Annotated in this window: 21 protein-coding genes; 9 read left to right on the top strand and 12 right to left on the bottom strand. The window is 37.8% G+C overall.

The window, feature by feature from the left end:
* Positions 1–138: 138 nt before the first annotated feature.
* Positions 139–573: an HIT domain-containing protein gene (locus B9T25_RS12515; RefSeq protein WP_086188744.1), complete on the top strand. Its 435-nt coding sequence runs from the start codon at positions 139–141 to the stop codon at positions 571–573.
* A gap of 63 nt (positions 574–636) precedes the next feature.
* Positions 637–2,097 (top strand): adenylate/guanylate cyclase domain-containing protein, encoded by a 1,461-nt coding sequence (locus tag B9T25_RS12510; RefSeq protein ID WP_086188743.1) that lies wholly within the window; start codon positions 637–639, stop codon positions 2,095–2,097.
* A gap of 75 nt (positions 2,098–2,172) precedes the next feature.
* Here the strand turns inward: B9T25_RS12510 and fdx are convergent, their stop codons facing one another.
* The 8 genes from fdx to B9T25_RS12470 form a co-directional block, all read right to left on the bottom strand.
* A complete protein-coding gene (gene fdx, locus B9T25_RS12505; protein WP_086188742.1) occupies positions 2,173–2,511 on the bottom strand; it encodes an ISC system 2Fe-2S type ferredoxin in 339 nt (112 codons plus the stop codon).
* Between the two features lie 13 nt (positions 2,512–2,524).
* The gene (gene hscA, locus B9T25_RS12500) at positions 2,525–4,387 is read right to left on the bottom strand and encodes a Fe-S protein assembly chaperone HscA (RefSeq protein ID WP_086188741.1); all 1,863 of its coding nucleotides are present in this window, start codon (positions 4,385–4,387) and stop codon (positions 2,525–2,527) included.
* A 38-nt stretch (positions 4,388–4,425) separates the two neighbouring features.
* Positions 4,426–4,941: a Fe-S protein assembly co-chaperone HscB gene (gene hscB / locus B9T25_RS12495; RefSeq protein WP_086188740.1), complete on the bottom strand. Its 516-nt coding sequence runs from the start codon at positions 4,939–4,941 to the stop codon at positions 4,426–4,428.
* A 109-nt stretch (positions 4,942–5,050) separates the two neighbouring features.
* Entirely contained in the window at positions 5,051–5,371 is a 321-nt protein-coding gene (gene iscA / locus B9T25_RS12490) for an iron-sulfur cluster assembly protein IscA (RefSeq protein WP_086188739.1), read from the bottom strand.
* A 37-nt stretch (positions 5,372–5,408) separates the two neighbouring features.
* The gene (gene iscU / locus B9T25_RS12485) at positions 5,409–5,795 is read right to left on the bottom strand and encodes a Fe-S cluster assembly scaffold IscU (RefSeq protein ID WP_086188738.1); all 387 of its coding nucleotides are present in this window, start codon (positions 5,793–5,795) and stop codon (positions 5,409–5,411) included.
* Between the two features lie 86 nt (positions 5,796–5,881).
* The gene (locus tag B9T25_RS12480) at positions 5,882–7,099 is read right to left on the bottom strand and encodes an IscS subfamily cysteine desulfurase (protein WP_086188737.1); all 1,218 of its coding nucleotides are present in this window, start codon (positions 7,097–7,099) and stop codon (positions 5,882–5,884) included.
* A 1-nt stretch (position 7,100) separates the two neighbouring features.
* On the bottom strand, positions 7,101–7,574 hold the full coding sequence (locus B9T25_RS12475) for an Rrf2 family transcriptional regulator (protein ID WP_086188736.1): 474 nt from the start codon (positions 7,572–7,574) through the stop codon (positions 7,101–7,103).
* Between the two features lie 112 nt (positions 7,575–7,686).
* Positions 7,687–8,334, bottom strand: coding sequence for a hypothetical protein (locus B9T25_RS12470; RefSeq protein WP_086188735.1), 648 nt, complete (start codon positions 8,332–8,334; stop codon positions 7,687–7,689).
* Positions 8,335–8,529: 195 nt separating this feature from the next.
* Between B9T25_RS12470 and B9T25_RS12465 the strand changes: the two genes are divergently transcribed.
* The 3 genes from B9T25_RS12465 (at position 8,530) to B9T25_RS12455 (ending at position 11,420) form a co-directional block, all read left to right on the top strand.
* On the top strand, positions 8,530–8,988 hold the full coding sequence (locus tag B9T25_RS12465) for a phasin family protein (protein ID WP_086188734.1): 459 nt from the start codon (positions 8,530–8,532) through the stop codon (positions 8,986–8,988).
* A gap of 157 nt (positions 8,989–9,145) precedes the next feature.
* A complete protein-coding gene (locus B9T25_RS12460) occupies positions 9,146–9,418 on the top strand; it encodes an HU family DNA-binding protein (protein WP_086188733.1) in 273 nt (90 codons plus the stop codon).
* A gap of 133 nt (positions 9,419–9,551) precedes the next feature.
* A complete protein-coding gene (locus B9T25_RS12455) occupies positions 9,552–11,420 on the top strand; it encodes a SurA N-terminal domain-containing protein (protein ID WP_086188732.1) in 1,869 nt (622 codons plus the stop codon).
* Positions 11,421–11,480: 60 nt separating this feature from the next.
* On the opposite strand, the gene B9T25_RS12450 is transcribed toward B9T25_RS12455, so the two are convergent.
* Positions 11,481–12,353 carry a DUF2797 domain-containing protein gene (locus tag B9T25_RS12450; RefSeq protein WP_086188731.1) on the bottom strand — a complete coding sequence of 291 codons (873 nt, stop codon included), beginning with the start codon at positions 12,351–12,353 and terminating at the stop codon, positions 11,481–11,483.
* 32 nt (positions 12,354–12,385) lie between these two features.
* On the opposite strand from B9T25_RS12450, the gene B9T25_RS12445 reads away from it, so the two are divergent.
* Positions 12,386–12,856 carry a DUF6231 family protein gene (locus B9T25_RS12445; protein ID WP_086188730.1) on the top strand — a complete coding sequence of 157 codons (471 nt, stop codon included), beginning with the start codon at positions 12,386–12,388 and terminating at the stop codon, positions 12,854–12,856.
* A 108-nt stretch (positions 12,857–12,964) separates the two neighbouring features.
* Positions 12,965–13,576, top strand: a complete 612-nt coding sequence (locus tag B9T25_RS12440) for a YidB family protein (RefSeq protein WP_086188729.1) — start codon at positions 12,965–12,967, stop codon at positions 13,574–13,576.
* Positions 13,577–13,644: 68 nt separating this feature from the next.
* On the opposite strand, the gene B9T25_RS12435 is transcribed toward B9T25_RS12440, so the two are convergent.
* From B9T25_RS12435 to B9T25_RS12425, 3 genes are read right to left on the bottom strand one after another with little or no spacing between them, the layout of a single operon-like run.
* Complete coding sequence (locus B9T25_RS12435; protein WP_086188728.1) at positions 13,645–14,277, bottom strand: OB-fold-containig protein; 633 nt, start codon at positions 14,275–14,277, stop codon at positions 13,645–13,647.
* A gap of 18 nt (positions 14,278–14,295) precedes the next feature.
* Entirely contained in the window at positions 14,296–14,607 is a 312-nt protein-coding gene (locus tag B9T25_RS12430; RefSeq protein ID WP_171262788.1) for a Rieske (2Fe-2S) protein, read from the bottom strand.
* A 14-nt stretch (positions 14,608–14,621) separates the two neighbouring features.
* On the bottom strand, positions 14,622–15,626 hold the full coding sequence (locus B9T25_RS12425; RefSeq protein ID WP_086188811.1) for an adenosine kinase: 1,005 nt from the start codon (positions 15,624–15,626) through the stop codon (positions 14,622–14,624).
* A 137-nt stretch (positions 15,627–15,763) separates the two neighbouring features.
* On the opposite strand from B9T25_RS12425, the gene B9T25_RS12420 reads away from it, so the two are divergent.
* Entirely contained in the window at positions 15,764–16,213 is a 450-nt protein-coding gene (locus B9T25_RS12420) for a GNAT family N-acetyltransferase (protein ID WP_004651798.1), read from the top strand.
* Between the two features lie 406 nt (positions 16,214–16,619).
* Positions 16,620–19,559 carry an insulinase family protein gene (locus B9T25_RS12415; RefSeq protein WP_086188726.1) on the top strand — a complete coding sequence of 980 codons (2,940 nt, stop codon included), beginning with the start codon at positions 16,620–16,622 and terminating at the stop codon, positions 19,557–19,559.
* Position 19,560: the final 1 nt, after the last annotated feature.

The following is a 19,560-nucleotide window of genomic DNA, read 5'->3' as shown; positions in this document are numbered from 1 at the left end:
TTATTACATTCGTAGGTACGAAGGTATTCAATATAAATAGTGGTTTATTTGTAATGAAACACATTGCATAGAATATTCACGTCTCATTGGATGTGATAGTATTAGCCATCATTCTAATTTTGCATAATTTATAAAGATATGTTTAGTTTGCATCCCCAACTTGCTCAAGATACTTTTTTTGTAGGCGACTTTCCACTGTCAACATGTCGTTTAATGAATGATATGCAATTTCCGTGGCTCATATTAATTCCGCGTGTACCAGGTACTACTGAATTATATGAATTAAGTCAGGCCGACCAAGAACAATTCCTACGTGAATCTAGCTGGTTATCAAGCCAACTGGCACGTGTATTCCGTGCAGACAAAATGAATGTCGCAGCTTTAGGCAATATGGTGCCACAGTTGCATTTTCATCATGTCGTGCGTTACCAAAATGATGTCGTTTGGCCAAAACCAGTGTGGGGTACACCAGCTGTTCCTTATACCAATGAAGTCCTTGCTCATATGCGTCAAACTTTAATGCTCGCGCTTCGTGGTCAAGGTGATATGCCATTTGATTGGCGTATGGATTAATTCATAACCATTTAAAACCATAAAAGAATATATGGTATGAATACTCGGACTAGGAGTGCTTGAGTGCCGTTAGACGACTGGATTAGAAAAGAGCCTAGGCAATTTGAATATTTTCATCGCTTGATGGGGTATGTCATGTTGTCTTTACTCATCATTGTCTATCACTACACTTCATCCGATACTCAATATCAGATTTATGTTCCTTTATTCTTACTGTTTACTTTACTGATTACACCAAAGTTATCGAATTGGTTGCTATACCGTTATAATTCCAAAATAAAACGTAGTGTCCTATTTGTTGTCGATATTGTTGTTATTTCAGTTCTTTTATCTGCGATTCATTTAAATTTGGTGCTGACTTTTCTTTCATTTTTTGCACTTTTATATACTGCCATTAGTAATAAAATTTCATTTCTAATGACGTCACTGGCAAGTTTAATTGGTATTGCCATTTTTTATCTGTGTAATATTTTTATTTTTGGTTTCGGTGAGTATTTTGAGCAAACGACTGGGGAGTTAACGGTCCTTGGTTTTATTTGTTTAATTACTTATTTTGGCGTAGGGAGTTTTTACCAACGCAGTCAAATACAACATATGAGTAATCGTAAAGCTTATTATTATGAGCAAATGAATCGCTATATGGAATTTGCGAATCAACTCAGCCGCTATGCACCTGTGCAATTGTGGCAATCGATTATGAAAGGTGAGTCTGAAGCCAAAATTGAATATAAACGAAAAAAAATGACGATTTTCTTTTCAGATATTCAAGGGTTTACTGAACTTTCTGAAACGCTTATTCCAGATGACTTAGCATTTTTACTTAATGACTATCTAAGTCATATGACTGAAATTGCAAAGCAATATGAAGCGACTGTTGATAAGTTTATGGGCGATGCAATTTTAATTTTCTTTGGTGACCCTATTTCTCAAGGTGTTGAACAAGATGCAAAAACTTGTTTAGACATGGCGATTGATATGCGTCAGCAAATGAAATTATTAAGAGAAAGATGGATTAAAATGGGTTATCCCGCTTTACATATTCGTATGGGGATTAGCACAGGTTATTGTCACGTAGGGAATTATGGTGCAGCTCATCGTATGGCATATACCATTGTTGGGCGTGATGCAAATTTGGCAGCACGTTTACAAAGTGCTGCTGCGGTAGATGAAATTTTAATTTCTGATGAAACCTATAATCTAATTAAGAATGATTATCTGTGTGCGCCTAAAGCACCTGTTACCCTGAAAGGGATTCAAGGGCCAGTAAACACTTGGCAAGTGATGGAAAAATATACTTCGCGTAAATCGGATTATCAGCGCTGGTTTGATTATGAGTATAAGGGCTTTCATTTGTTATTAAATCTGGATGAAGTTCAGAATTATGAATATTCAGAACTGATTAATGTTTTAGAAAAAATGATTAAGCGCATACAAAAACAGCAAAAAATGACCAATTCTCATGGGATTGTAAAATTGAATTTAGAGGATGAAGTGATAGAGGAAAAAGATCAACAATATCACTAGAATCATTCTTTTTAGGCTGTATTTAGATAGGAAAAACCACGCTATAGCGTGGTTTTTTATTGCCTATAAAATCAATTAATGATTTTCAGAAGCATGATTGATTGTATATTTAGGTATTTCAATTTCTAAGTCTTCATCGACCATTTTCACTTGGCAAGATAGGCGAGAATCAGGTTCTAAGCCCCAAGCACGATCAAGTAAGTCTGCTTCAACATCATTCATTTCATCTAGGCTGTCAAAGCCTTTACGTACTACAACATGACATGTTGTGCATGCAGCAGACATATCGCAAGCGTGTTCAATTTTAATGCCATTTTTCAATAAGCTTTCGCAAAGATTAGCATTCGGTTCAACTTCAAACTCAGCACCATTAGGGCAAATTTGCGCATGTGGAAGAACTTTAATACGTGGCATGATTTTTACCTATTTATTTGTGTGAGTTTGACCAGTCATCGAGTTGAGTGCCTTTAAGTGCTGAATCAATGTGTTGATTCATACGTGCTGCAGCAAAAGCATCACTATGTATTTTAAGTTGCTGTACAGCTTCTTCAATAGCTTCGATGTTGGTTGTCGATAATTGCTGTTCGAGTTCAACTTTCGTTTGCTCTAAAGCCACCAATTGTTCAGCACTCAGTAAGTTTGAATCAACTTTTAATGCTTGTGTAAGTGCTTCCAATTCACGCTGTGCTTCAACTTTAGTCTCTTGTAAATGACGAAGATTTTTATCTTCTTCAGCAAATTTAAAACCGTCAATTAATAAGCGCTCAGTATCAGAATCGGATAAACCATAAGAAGGTTTAATGTCAATTTGTGCATGCACACCCGAAGTGGTTTCTTTTGCAGAAACAGTCAGCAAGCCATCCGCATCCACTTGGAAGGTGACTTCAATGCGTGCTTGACCCGCAGTCATCGGTGGAATGCCATGTAAAACAAAGCGACCTAAACTACGACAGTGTTCAACCAGATCACGTTCACCTTGTACCACATGAATCAACATTGCAGTTTGACCATCTTGATACGTAGTAAACTCTTGGCGACGTGCGACTGGAATAGCGGTGTTACGTGAGATTAGGCGTTCCACCAAGCCCCCCATGGTCTCTAAACCTAAAGAGAGTGGGGTGACATCAAGCAGTAATGAACCATCTTTGCTGTTGCCAATCAGTTGGTCTGCGGTAATGGCTGCCCCAATAGCGACCACTTCGTCTGGATTGATAGTACATAAAGGTTCTTGATTAAAGACATCACGAACAGCTTTTTGTACCGCATAAGAACGTGTTGAGCCACCGACAAGAACAACATTTTGAATGTCACTAAGTTCTAATTTGGCATCACGCATGACACGCTTGCAAACGCTAATGGTTTTATCTAAAGCAACTTTAATAATATCTTCAAATGTTGCACGATCTAAAGTTAAAACTTGATCTAAGGCCTGAAGCTCTACCGATTCAGCATCGGTTAATGCTTCTTTTGCTTTGCGTGCAGCAACGATCAGATGCACATGTTCTGAATTATCTAAAGTTTCAATATTGAGTTGTTTCTTCGCCCATTTAACAATTAAACGGTCTAAGTCATCGCCACCAAGTGCAGTATGACCACCCGTCGCGAGAACCTCGAATACACCTTGGGTGAAACGCAAGATCGAAACGTCAAAAGTACCACCACCTAAATCATAAATCACATAGTTGCGGTCAGAAGCTAAGTTACTTTCTTGGTCTAAACCATAAGCAACCGCAGCAGCAGTTGGCTCATTGAGTAAACGTAATACATTGAGACCAGCTAATTGAGCCGCATCACGTGTTGCTTGGCGTTGAGCTTCATCAAAATAGGCGGGAACAGTAATAACTGCACCATTAATTGGGTTTTGTAGGCTGGATTCTGCACGTTCTTTTAAGTGTTTTAATATTTCAGCCGAAATTTCAACAGGTGTTTTACGCCCTTGCTGGGTTTCAAACGCTGGCATTTGATGATCTTCACCCACCAGTGTGTACGGGTGCTGAAATTTAATATCTGCTTTTGAGCGACCCATAAAGCGCTTGACTGAAACAATGGTGTTTTGAGGATCGCTGGTCATGAAAGCTTTGGCTTCATCACCATATTGAGTTGCCTGATCAGCATAATGAACAATAGAAGGAAGTAACACGCGACCTTGTTCATCGTTTAGAACTTTGGCTTTGCCTGATAGAACCGTAGCCACTAAAGAGTGCGTGGTACCTAAGTCGATACCAATAGCAATACGGTGTTCATGGGGCGCACTTGATTGACCAGGTTCTGCAATTTGCAAGAGAGCCATTGTGTTACATCCTTTGAACGTCTAAAAGTAAAAATAAATTAAAAATCATCATCAAGATCGAATGAGTCATCATCTAAAAAGCGATCTTCAGCTTTGTCAATATCAGCCATGACTTTCTGGAAGAAGCGTAATTTTCGTACTGTATCACGTGCTTCAGTCCAGTCTTCTTCAGTATAGTCGATTTTAAATTCACGAACTAAGCCATCAATCCATTGTTGGACTTCTTCTTTAAGCGAAATTAAATCGTCAGCAGAGTTGGCTTCATCAAGTTGTTCGCGAATTTCTAAAGCGGATTGTAAAAAATCAAAATCACTAATGGATTGATCAAGCAGGTGATCTTGTTTCTTTAATGAAAGTAGATATCCAGCACGACTGTCAACTTGAGATAGAACTTTGAAAGCTTGGTTGATCTCGCTGGATTTGATAAGCGCTGGAGCTTTGTCTTCGGCTTTATCGGGGTGATATTGTTGCTGCAATTTTAAAAATTCATTTTTTAAAACTGCTAAATCAATATCGAGTTCTACTGGAAGATTGAACAACTCAAAATGATTCATGGGAGATTTGATCCGCGAAAGTTCTATAAAAATAACTGCAAATTAAATGCAATTAAAACAGTGTATTGTACACTGTTTTAATGCTTAAAAAGAGAATTCGATAGGTTGGTTAAACCGTGAAAGATTCACCACAACCACATTCACCTTTTTTATTGGGGTTGTTAAATTCGAAGCCTTCGTTTAGACCATTTTTGACATAGTCCATTTCTAAACCTTCTAAATAGACACCGCTTTTAGGGTCAACGAAAACCTTAACACCAAACTGTTCAAAAACTTGATCATGTGTATCAACTTCATCTACGAACTCGAGTACATAAGCCAAACCAGAACAGCCTGAAGTTTTCACGCCAACGCGAATGCCTTCACCCTTACCGCGATTTTCTAAGTAATTGCTGATATGAGTTGCAGCATTTTCAGTTAAATGAATCATGAAAACTCCGTTATTCCTTATTCAAAACTTAAAATAATTAAGCTTTAGCTTTTTTGCTGCGGTAGTCTTCAACAGCAGCTTTAATTGCATCTTCAGCAAGTACAGAACAGTGTACTTTCACTGGAGGGAGCGCAAGTTCAGTTGCAATATCAATGTTTTTGATCGCTTGAGCTTGGTCTAAAGTTTTACCTTTAAGCCACTCAGTTACAAGCGAACTTGAAGCAATAGCAGATCCGCAACCATAAGTTTTGAAACGTGCTTGTTCAATTATGCCATTGTCATCCACTTGGATTTGAAGGCGCATAACATCACCACAAGCAGGTGCACCGACCATACCTGTACCAACATTTTCAGCATTTTTGTCTAAAACGCCAACATTACGAGGGTTTTCGTAATGATCAATTACTTTTTCACTATAAGCCATGATGCGTCTCCAAAACTCGGGGTCAGCCTGATAAGATTTAATATGAGGGCATCTTCATGAAATTTCCATGAGATGCCATGAATAAATTAGTGTTCAGCCCATTCTACTGTAGATAGATCGATGCCTTCTTTGTACATATCCCAAAGAGGAGAAAGATCACGTAATTTTTCTACAGCGGCTTTGGTTATTTCAAGAACATGGTCAATGTCTTCTTCGGTGGTGTATGTACCGAAGCTGAAACGAATCGAGCTGTGAGCAAGTTCATCAGACAAACCTAATGCGCGAAGCACATAAGAAGGTTCTAGTGTTGCAGATGTGCATGCAGAACCAGATGAAACAGCAGCATCTTTCAATGCCATCATCAATGATTCACCTTCCACAAAGTTAAAACTTACGTTTAAGTAGTTTGCAACATTGTATTCGGGATGACCGTTTAAGAACACTTGTTCTAAACCTTGTAAGCCATTCCAAAGTTTGTCACGTAATACACGAATACGTTTTTGTTCAGATTCTAGGTTTTTGCCCGCAAGTTCAAAGGCTTCACCCATACCTACAATTTGGTGAGTTGGCAATGTACCAGAGCGCATACCGCGTTCATGACCACCACCATGCATTTGAGCTTTAAGACGAACACGTGGGCTACGACGGACAAAAAGTGCGCCCATGCCTTTAGGGCCATAAATTTTGTGCGCTGAGAAACTCATCAAATCAACTTTCATGGTTGAAAGATCAATTTCGACTTTACCTGCAGCTTGAGCAGCATCGACATGGAAATAAGTTTTATTTGCACGTGTGATTTCGCCAATCGCTGCAACATCAGTCACAGTACCCAGTTCGTTGTTGACCATCATTAATGAAACAAGAACGGTATCTGGACGAATGGCTGCTTTCACCATTTCAGCTGTGATCAAACCTGTCTTTGGCTCTGGCTCAAGATAGGTGATTTCAAAGCCTTCGGCTTCAAGTTCACGACACGTGTCTAAAATTGCTTTATGTTCAATTTTACTGGTAATGATGTGTTTGCCTTTAGAGGCATAAAATTGAGCAATACCTTTTAATGCAAGGTTGTCGGATTCAGTTGCGCCTGAAGTCCACACGATTTCACGCGGATCTGCTTTAATTAAATTAGCGACTTGTTCACGTGCATATTCTACTTTTTCTTCTGCCTGCCAACCGTAAGCATGAGAACGAGATGCTTGGTTACCGAAAGTACCGTCGAAAGTTAGGCATTCCATCATACGTTCTGCGACTTGAGGGTCTACAGGAGTTGTTGCTGCATAATCAAGATAAATCGGACGTTTCATGTCAAATACCTGTAACCGATAAAAGGGCTGAATCAAATGATGGTGTATTTTGGCGAATCGCAACGGTTTGTACGTTGTCTCTTGCGACAAGATCAGCCAGCGTGATTTTTGCTAAATAATCGGCGATGTGGTGGGAGAGTTCTTGCCATAAATCATGAGTTAAGCACATTGCACCATTTTGGCAGTTAGCCTTGTGGTCACAACGCGTTGCGTCAACTGTTTCGTTTACAGCTTCTATAATTTCTAATACCGTGATTTCTTCAGCGCTACGAGCTAGATGGTAACCACCGTTGGCACCACGAACACTAGAAACTAAACCGTGACGCTTTAATTTCGCAAATAACTGCTCAAGATAAGCAACAGAAATAGTTTGACGGGCTGCAATTTCGGCAAGCGTGATCGTTTGTTCAGTTGGCTGCAAAGCTAAATCAAGTAGAGCAGTCACTGCGTAGCGACCGCGAGTAGTAAGACGCATGATTCGATACACATATTGAGACTAGATGTGTCGATTTTAAGAATCCTGACTAAAATAGTCAAGTTTTTTATGAGGCTTTAATTTGTTTTATTTTATAAGAAAAATTATATATTTATCCAAGCCATAGATTATACACTAATAATACAATTAAAAGCACGATGGTTACAATAAATGCAATGTTAGCTCTTTTCTGTTTTTGCTCAAGACGACGAATACGGTTCTTATATTGTTTTACTTCTACGTGTAAGCTATTAATGGTTGAACGTTGCTGATCAATTTTTTCTAACAGTGGTGCAATACGTTTTTTTGAGGCAATAATATCTTGCTTATCAGTTGGTTCAGTTAACCATTGTTTCCAATCAGATAAAACTTTTGGCAAGCTAAAAAGTAAAGCTAAATCGCGAAATTCATCTTTTAAAGTAATGTCACCATCAATACGCATTTTTTTAATACTACGACGATTAGCCAAAACAAAGACTTTAATTAAATCCATTAGCGTGGTGCGAATATCGAGATCTACGGCTTGCTCTGGCGCTTTGGTATCAAATAGAACACCCTGTTCAGTAAATTGAACGTAAAAATCAAAATAAGGTAAATAGCTATTAATTTTGATGGAAACTTTTTGATCGATAAACTTTTTAGCTTGTAAACCAACCACACGATCATGTTTTAAAATGAAGGTGAAAACTGTTTCTAAAAAAATCATAATCATTGTAAGCAACAAATGTGATTGATTTTGATTTTGTTGCGATTCACTCATAAAACTTAATCCTTATCCTTCCCTGAAAATAACGCATCCTAGCTCGTAAAATATACTTCAGGACTTAAACTAAACATAATATCTTGCTTTGTAGAACAGTTTAGCAAATCGATCAAGTATTTAGTTTGCTATTATGAGACTATTTTATAGGTGAATGTATTTAGCGGTATAAAAAATAATCGGGAGTGTGGGGAAATGGATAAGCGTATAAAAGATCAAGGTGTTGATCAGGAAAATTCCGATAAAACAAAGAATAAACTGCATTCAGGTCGTAAGTCGGGTCTAGATTTCCGTAAATATACCCAGCAAATTTGGCTTGCTGGATTAGGTGCTTTTTCACGTGCAGAGGAAGAGGGGAATAAATTATTTGATTCCTTGGTGAAAGTGGGTGAAGAGCTAGAATCAAAAACCACTGAAATTGCAGATCAAACAGTTGAAAAAGTGTCTGAAAAAGCAAAGGATTCGGTTACAGATACCAAAGATAAAGTTGAAAAACTACTTGATCAAAGTGTTAATCATTCACTAAACCGAATTGGTCTAGTGACAGTAAAAGATATTCAGTACTTAGAAAGTCTCATATTGCAGTTACATAGTAAGGTTGATTTTTTGGTTGAAGAAAATAAACTTTTAAAAGAAAAAATTGTAAAAAAATGAGACAGTTTTACTTTTTATTTATTTTTCAATAATTTTTTCATATTTATTTTATAGAAATGCTGATCTAGAGTATTGCCTTTTGCCCCAAAGCATTGCTATAAAGATGTTATGGAATCCTTAGACCTTAAATAAACGATATTAAGAGGACGTAATCTTCATGAATAAATCAGAATTAATCGATGCAATTGCAGAGAAAGGGGGATTGTCTAAGACTGATGCAGGTAAAGCCTTAGATGCGACAATTGCTTCTGTTACTGAAGCACTTAAATCTGGTGATACTGTTACACTTGTTGGTTTTGGTACATTCAATGTTAAAGAACGTGCAGCACGTACGGGTCGTAACCCACAAACAGGTGCAGCTTTAGAAATTAAAGCAAGTAAAGTACCTAGCTTTAAAGCTGGTAAAGGTTTGAAAGATTCTGTAGCTTAATCTTTTTTAAAGCCGAAAAACGCGCCGAATAAGGCGCGTTTTTTTATTAATAATGCCGATTTATAGTTTGAACTCATTCATTCGTTGTGGGTTTTCGGGTAAAATCCCTGACAAATAAAATATTGGAATACTTATGGAATCTTTTCGTAAAGTTATTAAGGGTTGGTTGGGCAAAGTTCTGCTCATTTTGTTTTTGACCCCTTTAGCACTTGTAGGTATTGAAGGATATTTTAGTGGTGGGAAGTCAGAAGACTCAGCAAAATTAGTCAATGGCCAAGAAATTTCTAAGAAAGAGTTAGAAACACTGACCAAAACATTTAAAGAACAGTACTTGGCTTATGCCAAGGGCGATGAAACTTTATTGAATCAATCCTATATTCAAAATAAAGCAATGGATAGCCTTGTTGCTCGTACCTTGTTATTACAACAAGCAGAAAAGTTGGGTATTTCATTAAGTGATGCGCAGATTGAACAAATGGTTGCTCAACAACCAAGCTTTCAAGAAAATGGTAAATTTTCTGAAAGCTTGTATGCAAATTATTTGCGTTCTGTTGGTATGACCAGTCAAGCTTTAATTGCAAATTTACGCCAAGACCATGCTTTAAAAATGTTGACTTCAACATTTGTGGATTATGCATTGGTGAGTAAGCTTGATATTCAACAAATTGCGAATTTGCAAACTGAACAACGTACTTTGCATTTGGCCAGTATTAAACTTGATGAATATAAGAAAAACATAAAAGTTACACCTCAAGAAATTGCGACTTATTACGACAAACATAAAAATTCATTCAAGCAAGTTGCCAGTGTGGATGTGGATTATGTTGTATTGACCCCCGCAAATGTTGCACCAGCGAATACCCAAGTGACAGATGCTGAATTACAGCAAGCCTATATAGCATTTGTAGATGCACAACAGAAAAATATTCAACCTTTAGTGAAACATATCTTAATTAGCGCAGACACTCGTTCAGATGCTGAAGCGAAGAAATTGGCAGATGATGTGGCTGCGAAAATTAAAGCAGGTATGACTTTTGCTCAAGCAGCTGCGCAATATTCAGACGATACTGAGTCTAAAGCCAAAGGTGGTGTGATTGAAGCATATCAAAAAGGTGTATTTGGTGATGCATTTGATCAAGCAGTGGCTGCTTTAAAATCAGCTCAAGTATCTGCACCAATTAAAACGCAATATGGTTATCATTTAATTGAAACACAAGCAGCCGCTATTCAGCTTCCCTCATTTGAAGCCGAAAAACCACGCTTGATGGCTGAATTACAAAAGAGCAAATCTGCAAATGCTTTTTCAGATACGGTAAATAGTCTGAATGAGTTGGTGGTGAGTAGTGATGCGTTAGATGTTGTTGCACAAGAAGTTAAAGGTGTGGCGGTTCAGTCTGTGAAAGGCATGACATTATCTACACAACATGCAGTACTGAGTGATGCAAATGTAAAAGTTAAGCTGTTTAATGAAGATGTGAAAAATGGTGATCGTAATGCTTCAAGCAGTATTCAGTTAGGTAATGGTGATACTGTTTGGGTGAAAGTACGCAATTATCATGCTGCTGGTGTGCAAAGTTTGGCTGAAGCGACTCCACGTATAAAAGCTAAATTAATTGAACAAAAAGCAATTGATGCTGCAAAAGCAAAAATTCAAGCTTCATTGAATAATTTTAAATCACAACCTGCTGCAACTGTGGTAGCACAAAGTAAAATTGCATTTGAAAGTGCTGGTGTTTTTACGCGCTCACAAGGCTTGAAACGTGAAGTTGAGCGTGCAGCATTTAGTGTTCCAGCACCAAAAGCAGGCATGTGGTCAGTAACCACAGCATCATTGCCAAATGAGTTGGTGGTTGTGGCTGTGTCAAATGTAAATAAGACCACATCAAGTGCTTTAACGGATGAGCAATTGAATGAATTGTCTAAGTTGTACCAACAACTTCGTGGTCAACAAGAATTGGATGATTACACTCAATATTTAAAATCAAATGCAAAAATTAAATAATTTTTGCTGAAATAAAAAAACCTGCGTTCACGCAGGTTTTTTTATGGGTGAGATAAAATTTTATTCAGCACGTAGCTTAAGTTCATAACCTGAGTATTTGCGAATATTAATCACCCCAGTATCTAAAATTAGATATTGACCTTTAATACCTTGCAAGACACCACGGATAACTGGTGTTTTGTCTAGATTGTGAGATTTTACTTTTTCAGGATACTGTTCTACGGGATAGATAAACTCATGTGGAAGTTCATTTTCCATCAATTCAATGGTTTCGTTAAACTCAAGGTTTTGACTAAATTCATCACGAATCGTTTGAATTTTTGGTGCAAACTCTGCAACCAGTTGCTCGCGAACCTCAAGTAAATTTAGCGGTTCGGCTTCACCTTTGAGTAGTTTTCGCCAATCAGTTTTATCTGCCACTTGTGTTCCAAACATAATTTCGAGTTGCCCCGATAAGCGGCGTGAACCCACTTTCATAATAGGCAATGCTTGTGTTGCACCCTGATCTAACCAGCGTGTTGGCATTTGTCCAAGTCGTGTGATGCCAACTTTGAGCGCACTGGAATTAGCAAGGTATACAATATGCGGTTGGAAGCAGACTTCATGTGCAAAACTATCTTCACGACAAGTACCTAAATGATAGTGACAAGTCTCTGGCTTCATGATGCACATATCACATGAAGCCTTGGTTTTAAAACACTTGAAACAGTGACCTTGTGAATATGATTTTGGAGTTTTGCTTCCACAAGAAACACAATAAATCTTACCTGTCCATTCAATTTCAATTTCTTGACCTAAACGAAATGGAAGATTGATTTCTGAACGATCCAGAACAAATTTATATTCTACATTTGCCTTACGCGTCTGTTGATCAGTTACACTAAGGTCCTTTAGACCTGCATGCATTTTATGGCAAATGCCTTGTAGTTCCATGAAAAAACTCTCTTAATAATAAGGATGCAGTTATGGCTGAACAAAATATCATCACTTCAATGCTAGACGATTTATTCAAACAACAGCCAATTCAAACTGCATTATGTATTGGTCAAAATCTTGAGCAATACGACAATAATCAATCAATTCAATGGCACCATTTTAGCGTAACTGAATTTTTAAATCTGCCTTTTACTCGGCGATATGACGTGGGTTTAGTATTGCTTGATTCTCCAGGGTTATTGGGTATTTCAAATATTCAAAAATCACAATTGCTGGTAAAACTACGAGATTTAATGGCAAAACGAATTGTTGTGGTCAGTCAGTTACAAGATGAAAAATTATTGCGTTCTTTAGGTTTTACTCAGTTGATTGATAAAACTCAGCATGATCGTGATTTTGCTTTATGGCAATTTAATATTCTGACTTATAAGCATATACCTGATTGGTTTAATTCCAAGTTTTGGGCTAACCCTGAAAATTGGAATAAATTCCGTTGGTAAGTCTTTCATCTATATAAGCTTTAATGATTGCAAATTTTAACAATTTGTTTTTGTTGATTGCATTCAAAGCATCGTATTCTTTTATTGCGTTCATATAAGGATAATACGATGACGAATCTTAGCAATATTGTGGAAATGCTCGCTAAACAAGCTTTAGGTGGAAATCAGCAACAACCTTCGCAGCAAGGTGGTTTGGGGGGGATTTTAGGTTCTGTACTTGGGCAAATGGGTGGTAATAGTGCTCAGCAATCTCAACAAGGCGGTTTAGGTGGGATTTTAGGATCCGTATTGGGGCAATTGGGGGGGGGGCAGCAAACACAGCCAACCAGTAATATGGGCGGTGGTGCAAAAACATTATTGGTTGTGGTGTTGCCTTTAGTTTTAGCTTGGATTCAAAAGCAAGGTGGAATACAAGGGGCTTTGGATCAGTTAAAAGGAGTGGGCCTAACCAGTCAAGTCGATGATTGGGTGTCTACTGGACCCGGTGAAAATGCTAATGTAGATCAACAACAGGTTCAGAGCTTATTTGATGAGCAAGATATAGAACAAGTTGCACAACAAGCACAAGTGCCTAAACAAGATGTTTATGGCGCTATTTCAATGGTTTTGCCACAAATTATTGATTCATTAACTCCACAGGGTGAGCAAACCAATAAACAAGAAGCCAATACTGATATTCAACAAGTTATGAACTTGGTTTCAGGTTTTCTGAAAAATTAAAATATTTTTTAAAACCAGTTGAGTTAATAGCTTGGCTGGTTTTTTTGATCAAAGATTAACTTTGATGATTATTTACTTAAATGTTGCTGATGATTTCCCATGGTAAACAGACTGTTTGATTTGGATACTTTTTTAGCAATATAGTGTGATTTTTTTAAACGAATTAAAATGATCTGAGATTGAAATTCGAGCTCCCCAAATTCTGGTTCAACTTGTACATAATGCAGTTGACCAAATTCATCACGAACTCGTGCTTGTGCTGAAAATCCTGGGCGTGCATTGCCGCTGGAAATTGTTGCGAGTCGTCCGAGTAAACTAACTTGTTGTTTTATTTCGATGGGTTTAATCACTTGATCTAGACAATGGATCATAAAGACTGTAAAGAAAATTGCAATAATCAGTGCTGGAATAATTAAGTAATAAGCAGGAAGAAATTTTTGTTGCTGAGCATAAATACATAGCTGAAGAAAATAGCCTGAAAAACTAAAATTCATGAGTAAGAAAACTACAATCAGTGTTTTGGAGAACTTAACGTTGAGTAGTGGTGATTCAGAGAGTTTCTTCGGAGAAAGACTTTTTAGGTATTGAGTGGGGCGAATATTAAAGTAATAGCCGATGGTTTCGACCATGCTGAGTAAAATTAAGGCCAATAAACTTAAATGAAACGGGATTAAGTTATAGTTCTGCAAAAACTCAAACATGGCAAAATTCCATTGATTTTATTCTTCTGTGAGGTAGATTCCACCATCAGAATGCACGTTGATTGCTACTTTTTCAAGTGATTGTCCTTGGCAAGGTCCAGAAATACATTCACCTGTTTCAACCATAAAAAGCGCGCCATGAGTTGAGCATTGAATATATTCACCGTCTTGATCTAAAAACTGATTTTCTAAAAACTCCAATTCAGTTTGTAGGTGAGGACAAAGATTATTGTAAGCATAGTAAGCCCCATCACGTTGAGTGATAAAAATGGTTCTACCATCATCTGTGTCAAAAGCACGTGCTTCGCGTTCAGGAATTTCTTCCGTCATGGCAATTCTCATCATTATGCACATTCCTTTTGGAAGTTGTTTAATAATTCCGTATAACTTTCTACACTGAGACGTGGACCAAATTGCGAAACCACTTCACTTGAAATCAGAATCGCCAATTCAGCAGCCACTTGAAGACTTAAACCTGCATTTAATGCATAAAGGAATGCGCCAGCAAAGGCATCACCAGCACCATTCGCATCGACCGCGGTTACAGTGCGACCTGGAATTTTAAGTGTTTGTTCTGAATCAGAGATTAAAGCACCTTCTGCTGATAATGTAATGACAGTGTATTTGCTTTTTAATTGCAATTTAGCTAGTGCTGCCTCTACAGAATCAGTTTCTGTATACATCATCGCTTCTTGTTGATTGCAGAAAATTAAATCGACACCATCGTCTAACAGCTCATCTAAACCTTGACGTGCATATTGCACCATCGCGGGATCAGATAAAGTTAATGCAATTTTCACCCCATGTGCTTTGGCAATTTGGCGAGCTTGTTTTACAGCAAGGCAGGCAGAACTGCTAGTCGATAAGTAACCTTCAATATAAAGCCATTTTGCTGTTTTTAATGGTTCAAAGTTAATTTGATCTGTACTAAGTTCCGCAGTAATGCCAAGGTAAGTATGCATTGTACGTTCAGAATCTGGGCTGACCAGTACCATACACGTACCCGTTTCACCTTCACTCACAGAATGTTCGGTGGTTTGGATGCCAGCTTCATTTAGACCTTTTAAGTAAATATGGCCTAATTCATCATTGCCTACACGGCATCCGTAAAATGCTTTGCTGCCTAAAGCACTAAAAGCAACGGTTGTATTGGCAGCAGAACCACCAGATGCTTGCCCTTTGTATATTTGCGTTTCTTTTAAATTATTATATAAATTTGCTTGTGTTTCACCATCAGTCAACTGCATAGTGCCTTTTTGCAAATTTTGTTGAATAAGGAAGTCATCAGAGACTTTAAATTCTTGGTCGATTAATGCATTACCAATTGCAAAAAGATCAACAGTTGCCATGTCTTTCATTCACACTTCAAATTAAAGCGCTAAGTTTACACCAATGCTCATGATAGCTGTAGGTTGATGAATAAAATTCAAGATATGACGCATTTATTCAGTCAAAATGCAATATAGGAAAGGATGAGGAATATTAGATGAATATCACGATTGATAAAGCTGAACAATTACCAACACAGATTCAGGAATTAGCGAAGCAAGCACAGAAAGAAGGATTTCAGTTTGTTGATCGATTGATTGAAGAGTATGAGAGTGGAAAAAATAGGTTTAATCAACCGGGGGAGTTTCTTCTTTTTGTTTATGACGATGAAAAGCTGATTGCCTGTGGAGGGTTAAATCAGCAGTGGAATGAAAACGAAATTGATAACAGAATTGGTCGTGTGCGTCGTTTTTATGTATTGCCTAAATACCGTAAGCATGGTGTAGGTAAACAGTTATTACAACATTTGGAAAAAAATGCTCGTGCAAATTTTTCAGCACTTTGCTTGAATACAGATACAAAATCTGCGGCTCATTTTTACCAAAAGCAAAATTATGTTTTTGTGGAAAATCACCCGAACTATAGCTATTTCAAATATTTACTCTAGTATTAGATCACTTTAGAATATGACGCTGCTTAGCTCGGTCTTTATCCTGAATAGCGTCATATTGATTAGTGTTTTTTAACCACTATTTCGATTCTGAGATGAAGTTTTTAATTAACGAAATTTGCTTTTAGTGGTTTAGATTTAAGGTTGTTTGCTGCATCTGCGGTGATTTTGGTTGCGATTGCGATATGTATGTATTGAGTCAATCACCTCATGACAAGAAATATTTAATGTTTAGTGCATATTGTATTATTTTCAACCATAAATTAAGAATACTGATAAGGAATTTAGGGTAAAAAATCTATACCGAAATACACGGAAATTAGTGTTTGCAGCAATCCATAGTCATGAAAGATTCAGGTATAATCAAAACAACTTGTAAAATTGTATTTGATTTGGAGATCACATGACTGTAGATGTTACTGAAACCATTACTCAAACTGTTCATCCTGCGTTTCAGTTGATACGTCAACACCATGTTGAAGCCTTAGATGTTTTTATTTCTGAATATAAACACAAAGTGACGGGCGCAACGCATTATCATTTGGCAAGTGACCTTGATGAAAATGTATTTTTAGTTGCATTTCGTACCCAGCCGATGGATTCAAAAGGCGCAGCGCATATTTTGGAACATACAGCATTGTGTGGTTCGGAAAAATTCCCAGTACGTGATCCGTTTTTCTTGATGATTCGTCGTTCACTCAATACCTTTATGAATGCGTTTACTTCAGCCGATTGGACAGCGTATCCATTTGCAACACAAAACAAAAAAGACTTTCAAAACTTGTTGGAAGTTTATTTAGATGCTGCATTTGCTGCAAATTTAAATGAACTTGATTTTGCTCAAGAAGGTATTCGCATTGAGTTAGAAGAAGGTCAACCTGTGTATAAAGGTGTGGTTTTTAATGAAATGAAAGGGGCGATGAGTTCTCCTTCAGATCAGCTTTATCATCAATTGGCACATCATTTATTCCCTAAAACCACTTATCACTACAACTCAGGTGGTGATCCTAAAGATATTCCGGATTTAACCTATTCAGAGTTGGTTGATTTCTATAAGTCGCATTATCATCCGAGTAATGCTGTATTCATGACTTTTGGTGATGAGTCTGCATATCATTTACAACAACAATTTGAAACTTTAGCCTTGTCTAAATTTGAACAAGGTCAAACACTGTATTCAACACCTGAAACACGTTTAGCTGCTCCTATTAACGTCACAGAAACATATGCAGTCGATGCTGAAGACTTAACCGATAAAACCTATCACATCATTTCATGGTTATTGCCTGAAGCCAGTGATATTAAATTGCGCTTAGGTATGCGTTTGGTTGAAGGTATTTTACTGGAAGATTCAGCTTCGCCATTACGTCATTATTTAGAAACGTGTGATTATGCACAATCTACTGGCCCGATTATGGGCGTAGATGATTCAAATTTTGAAATGACATTTTTCTGTGGTGTGCAAGGTTCAAATCCAGAACATGCTGAAGAATTCAAAAACGGTGTGTTTCAGATTCTTGAAGATGTTGCCTCAAAACCTGTCGATACCGATATGGTGGATGCAATTTTACATCAAATTGAATTACATCAACGTGAAATCAATGGCGATGGTATGCCATATGGTTTAAGCCTAATTTTAAACGGTTTAAGCAGTGTGATTCATCACAGTGACCCAATTCATGTTTGGGATGTCGACAGTGCGATGGAGCAAGTCAAAGAAGAACTTAAAGACCCAATGTGGTTGTCGAATCTGATTAAAACCTATCTGATTGATAATTCTCATCGTGTACAAATGACTTTGCTACCAGATGCCAACAAATCTGCCGTAGAAGCCGAAGCTGAAAAAGTACGTTTGGCTGAAATTGGTACCAAACTGACTGAAGAGCAAAAAGCTGAAATTATTGCGCATACGGAAGCGTTAAAAGTTCGTCAAGATACGCCTGATGACCTCAATTTGTTACCGAAAGTAGGGCTAGAAGATGTGCCTGCTGATTTACATATTGTACAAGGTCAATTGCGTGAAATTATCAGTAATGGTTTAGATACCCCGCTGAATTTGTACCATGCGGGAACCAATGGTATTTACTACCAGCAAGTTACAGTTAAAATTCCTGACGAGGTTGTACAGTCACCATATTTTACTTTGCTGTCGGTTTTGTTGGGTGAAGTTGGTGCTGGAGAATATGATTATCTCGAGTTACAACAACTGCAAACTGCGGTCAGCGGTGGTGTGGGGATGGGCGCATCTTTACGCTCAAAAGTGGATGACAAAAACAAAATTAGCGCATGGTTAACGCTCACGACAAAATCGTTGGTGAATAATTTTGAAGCCATTCGTTTGTTGAAGTTAGCATTTGAACAACTACGTTTTGATGAAAAAGACCGCATTGTTGAATTACTACAACAGCGTAAGACTCGTTGGCAGTCGCGTTTGTCAGGTTCAGGGCATAGTTATGCAATGCAGATTGCATCACGTAACTGTAGTGCTTTAGCGCAACGTGATTATCAAAATACCGGCTTGGGTGCGCTGAACTGGTTGGGCGACTTGGTTGCTAAAGTTGAAAATGATGATGCTGCTTATGATGATTTAATTGCAGAGCTAAAAGCCATTCATCGTTTACTTTTACAAGCACCAAAACAATTTTTATTGGTTTGTGAAGAACATCAATCTGATGCTCTAGTTGAAGAAGTGCAGAACGTTTGGGATAAATTGGTTGTAGATAAAACCCCTGTAGAATTGTCAGCACTTAGCACGGAAAATAGTACGAAAGATGAAGCTTGGTTGATTCAAGCCAATGTCCAATTCTGTGCTTTAGCTTATCCTGCTGTTGAAGTTTCTCATCCTGATGCAGCACCTTTAATGGTGTTGGCTGCTTATTTACGCAATGGTTTCTTACATAGTGCTATTCGTGAAAAAGGTGGCGCTTATGGTGGTGGTGCAAGCTACGATGGTAATGCTTGTTCATTCCGTTTTTATAGTTATCGTGATCCGCGTTTGGCAGAAACATTTAAAGACTTTGAAGCAAGTATCGCTTGGTTATTGAATACCGAGCATCAACCGCATCAGCTTGAAGAAGCGATTTTAGGCTTAATTGCGAGCATGGATAAACCTGGCTCTCCTGCGGGTGAAGCGATTAGTGCTTGTTATGCTTTATTGCATGCACGTACACCAGCAGTAAGAAAGCAATTGCGTGCACGTTTGCTTGCAGTTAGTTTAGATGATTTGAAACGAGTGACGGAGCAATATCTAGTTCAGCAAACACCAACGAGAGCAGTTGTTGCACCCGTGGCTAAACGTGATACTTTGTTGGAGTTAGGTTTTGATATTCAACAAGTAAACTAAA

This window comes from Acinetobacter sp. ANC 4470, assembly GCF_002135335.1.
Classification (GTDB): Bacteria; Pseudomonadota; Gammaproteobacteria; order Pseudomonadales; family Moraxellaceae; genus Acinetobacter.
This window is presented reverse-complemented; position numbering and strand designations above follow the sequence as displayed.

Excerpts from the sequence above, each read along its gene's own strand:
- B9T25_RS12420 (WP_004651798.1), top strand. The coding sequence starts at position 15,764 with ATGAATATCACGATTGATAAAGCTGAACAATTACCAACACAGATTCAG.
- B9T25_RS12435 (WP_086188728.1), bottom strand. The coding sequence starts at position 14,277 with ATGTTTGAGTTTTTGCAGAACTATAACTTAATCCCGTTTCATTTAAGT.
- B9T25_RS12460 (WP_086188733.1), top strand. The coding sequence starts at position 9,146 with ATGAATAAATCAGAATTAATCGATGCAATTGCAGAGAAAGGGGGATTG.
- B9T25_RS12445 (WP_086188730.1), top strand. The coding sequence starts at position 12,386 with ATGGCTGAACAAAATATCATCACTTCAATGCTAGACGATTTATTCAAA.
- B9T25_RS12430 (WP_171262788.1), bottom strand. The coding sequence starts at position 14,607 with ATGACGGAAGAAATTCCTGAACGCGAAGCACGTGCTTTTGACACAGAT.
- iscA (WP_086188739.1), bottom strand. The coding sequence starts at position 5,371 with ATGATTCATTTAACTGAAAATGCTGCAACTCATATCAGCAATTACTTA.
- B9T25_RS12455 (WP_086188732.1), top strand. The coding sequence starts at position 9,552 with ATGGAATCTTTTCGTAAAGTTATTAAGGGTTGGTTGGGCAAAGTTCTG.
- fdx (WP_086188742.1), bottom strand. The coding sequence starts at position 2,511 with ATGCCACGTATTAAAGTTCTTCCACATGCGCAAATTTGCCCTAATGGT.
- B9T25_RS12475 (WP_086188736.1), bottom strand. The coding sequence starts at position 7,574 with ATGCGTCTTACTACTCGCGGTCGCTACGCAGTGACTGCTCTACTTGAT.
- B9T25_RS12515 (WP_086188744.1), top strand. The coding sequence starts at position 139 with ATGTTTAGTTTGCATCCCCAACTTGCTCAAGATACTTTTTTTGTAGGC.
- B9T25_RS12450 (WP_086188731.1), bottom strand. The coding sequence starts at position 12,353 with ATGGAACTACAAGGCATTTGCCATAAAATGCATGCAGGTCTAAAGGAC.
- B9T25_RS12480 (WP_086188737.1), bottom strand. The coding sequence starts at position 7,099 with ATGAAACGTCCGATTTATCTTGATTATGCAGCAACAACTCCTGTAGAC.
- B9T25_RS12470 (WP_086188735.1), bottom strand. The coding sequence starts at position 8,334 with ATGAGTGAATCGCAACAAAATCAAAATCAATCACATTTGTTGCTTACA.
- B9T25_RS12425 (WP_086188811.1), bottom strand. The coding sequence starts at position 15,626 with ATGGCAACTGTTGATCTTTTTGCAATTGGTAATGCATTAATCGACCAA.
- B9T25_RS12465 (WP_086188734.1), top strand. The coding sequence starts at position 8,530 with ATGGATAAGCGTATAAAAGATCAAGGTGTTGATCAGGAAAATTCCGAT.
- hscB (WP_086188740.1), bottom strand. The coding sequence starts at position 4,941 with ATGAATCATTTTGAGTTGTTCAATCTTCCAGTAGAACTCGATATTGAT.
- B9T25_RS12415 (WP_086188726.1), top strand. The coding sequence starts at position 16,620 with ATGACTGTAGATGTTACTGAAACCATTACTCAAACTGTTCATCCTGCG.
- hscA (WP_086188741.1), bottom strand. The coding sequence starts at position 4,387 with ATGGCTCTCTTGCAAATTGCAGAACCTGGTCAATCAAGTGCGCCCCAT.
- B9T25_RS12440 (WP_086188729.1), top strand. The coding sequence starts at position 12,965 with ATGACGAATCTTAGCAATATTGTGGAAATGCTCGCTAAACAAGCTTTA.
- iscU (WP_086188738.1), bottom strand. The coding sequence starts at position 5,795 with ATGGCTTATAGTGAAAAAGTAATTGATCATTACGAAAACCCTCGTAAT.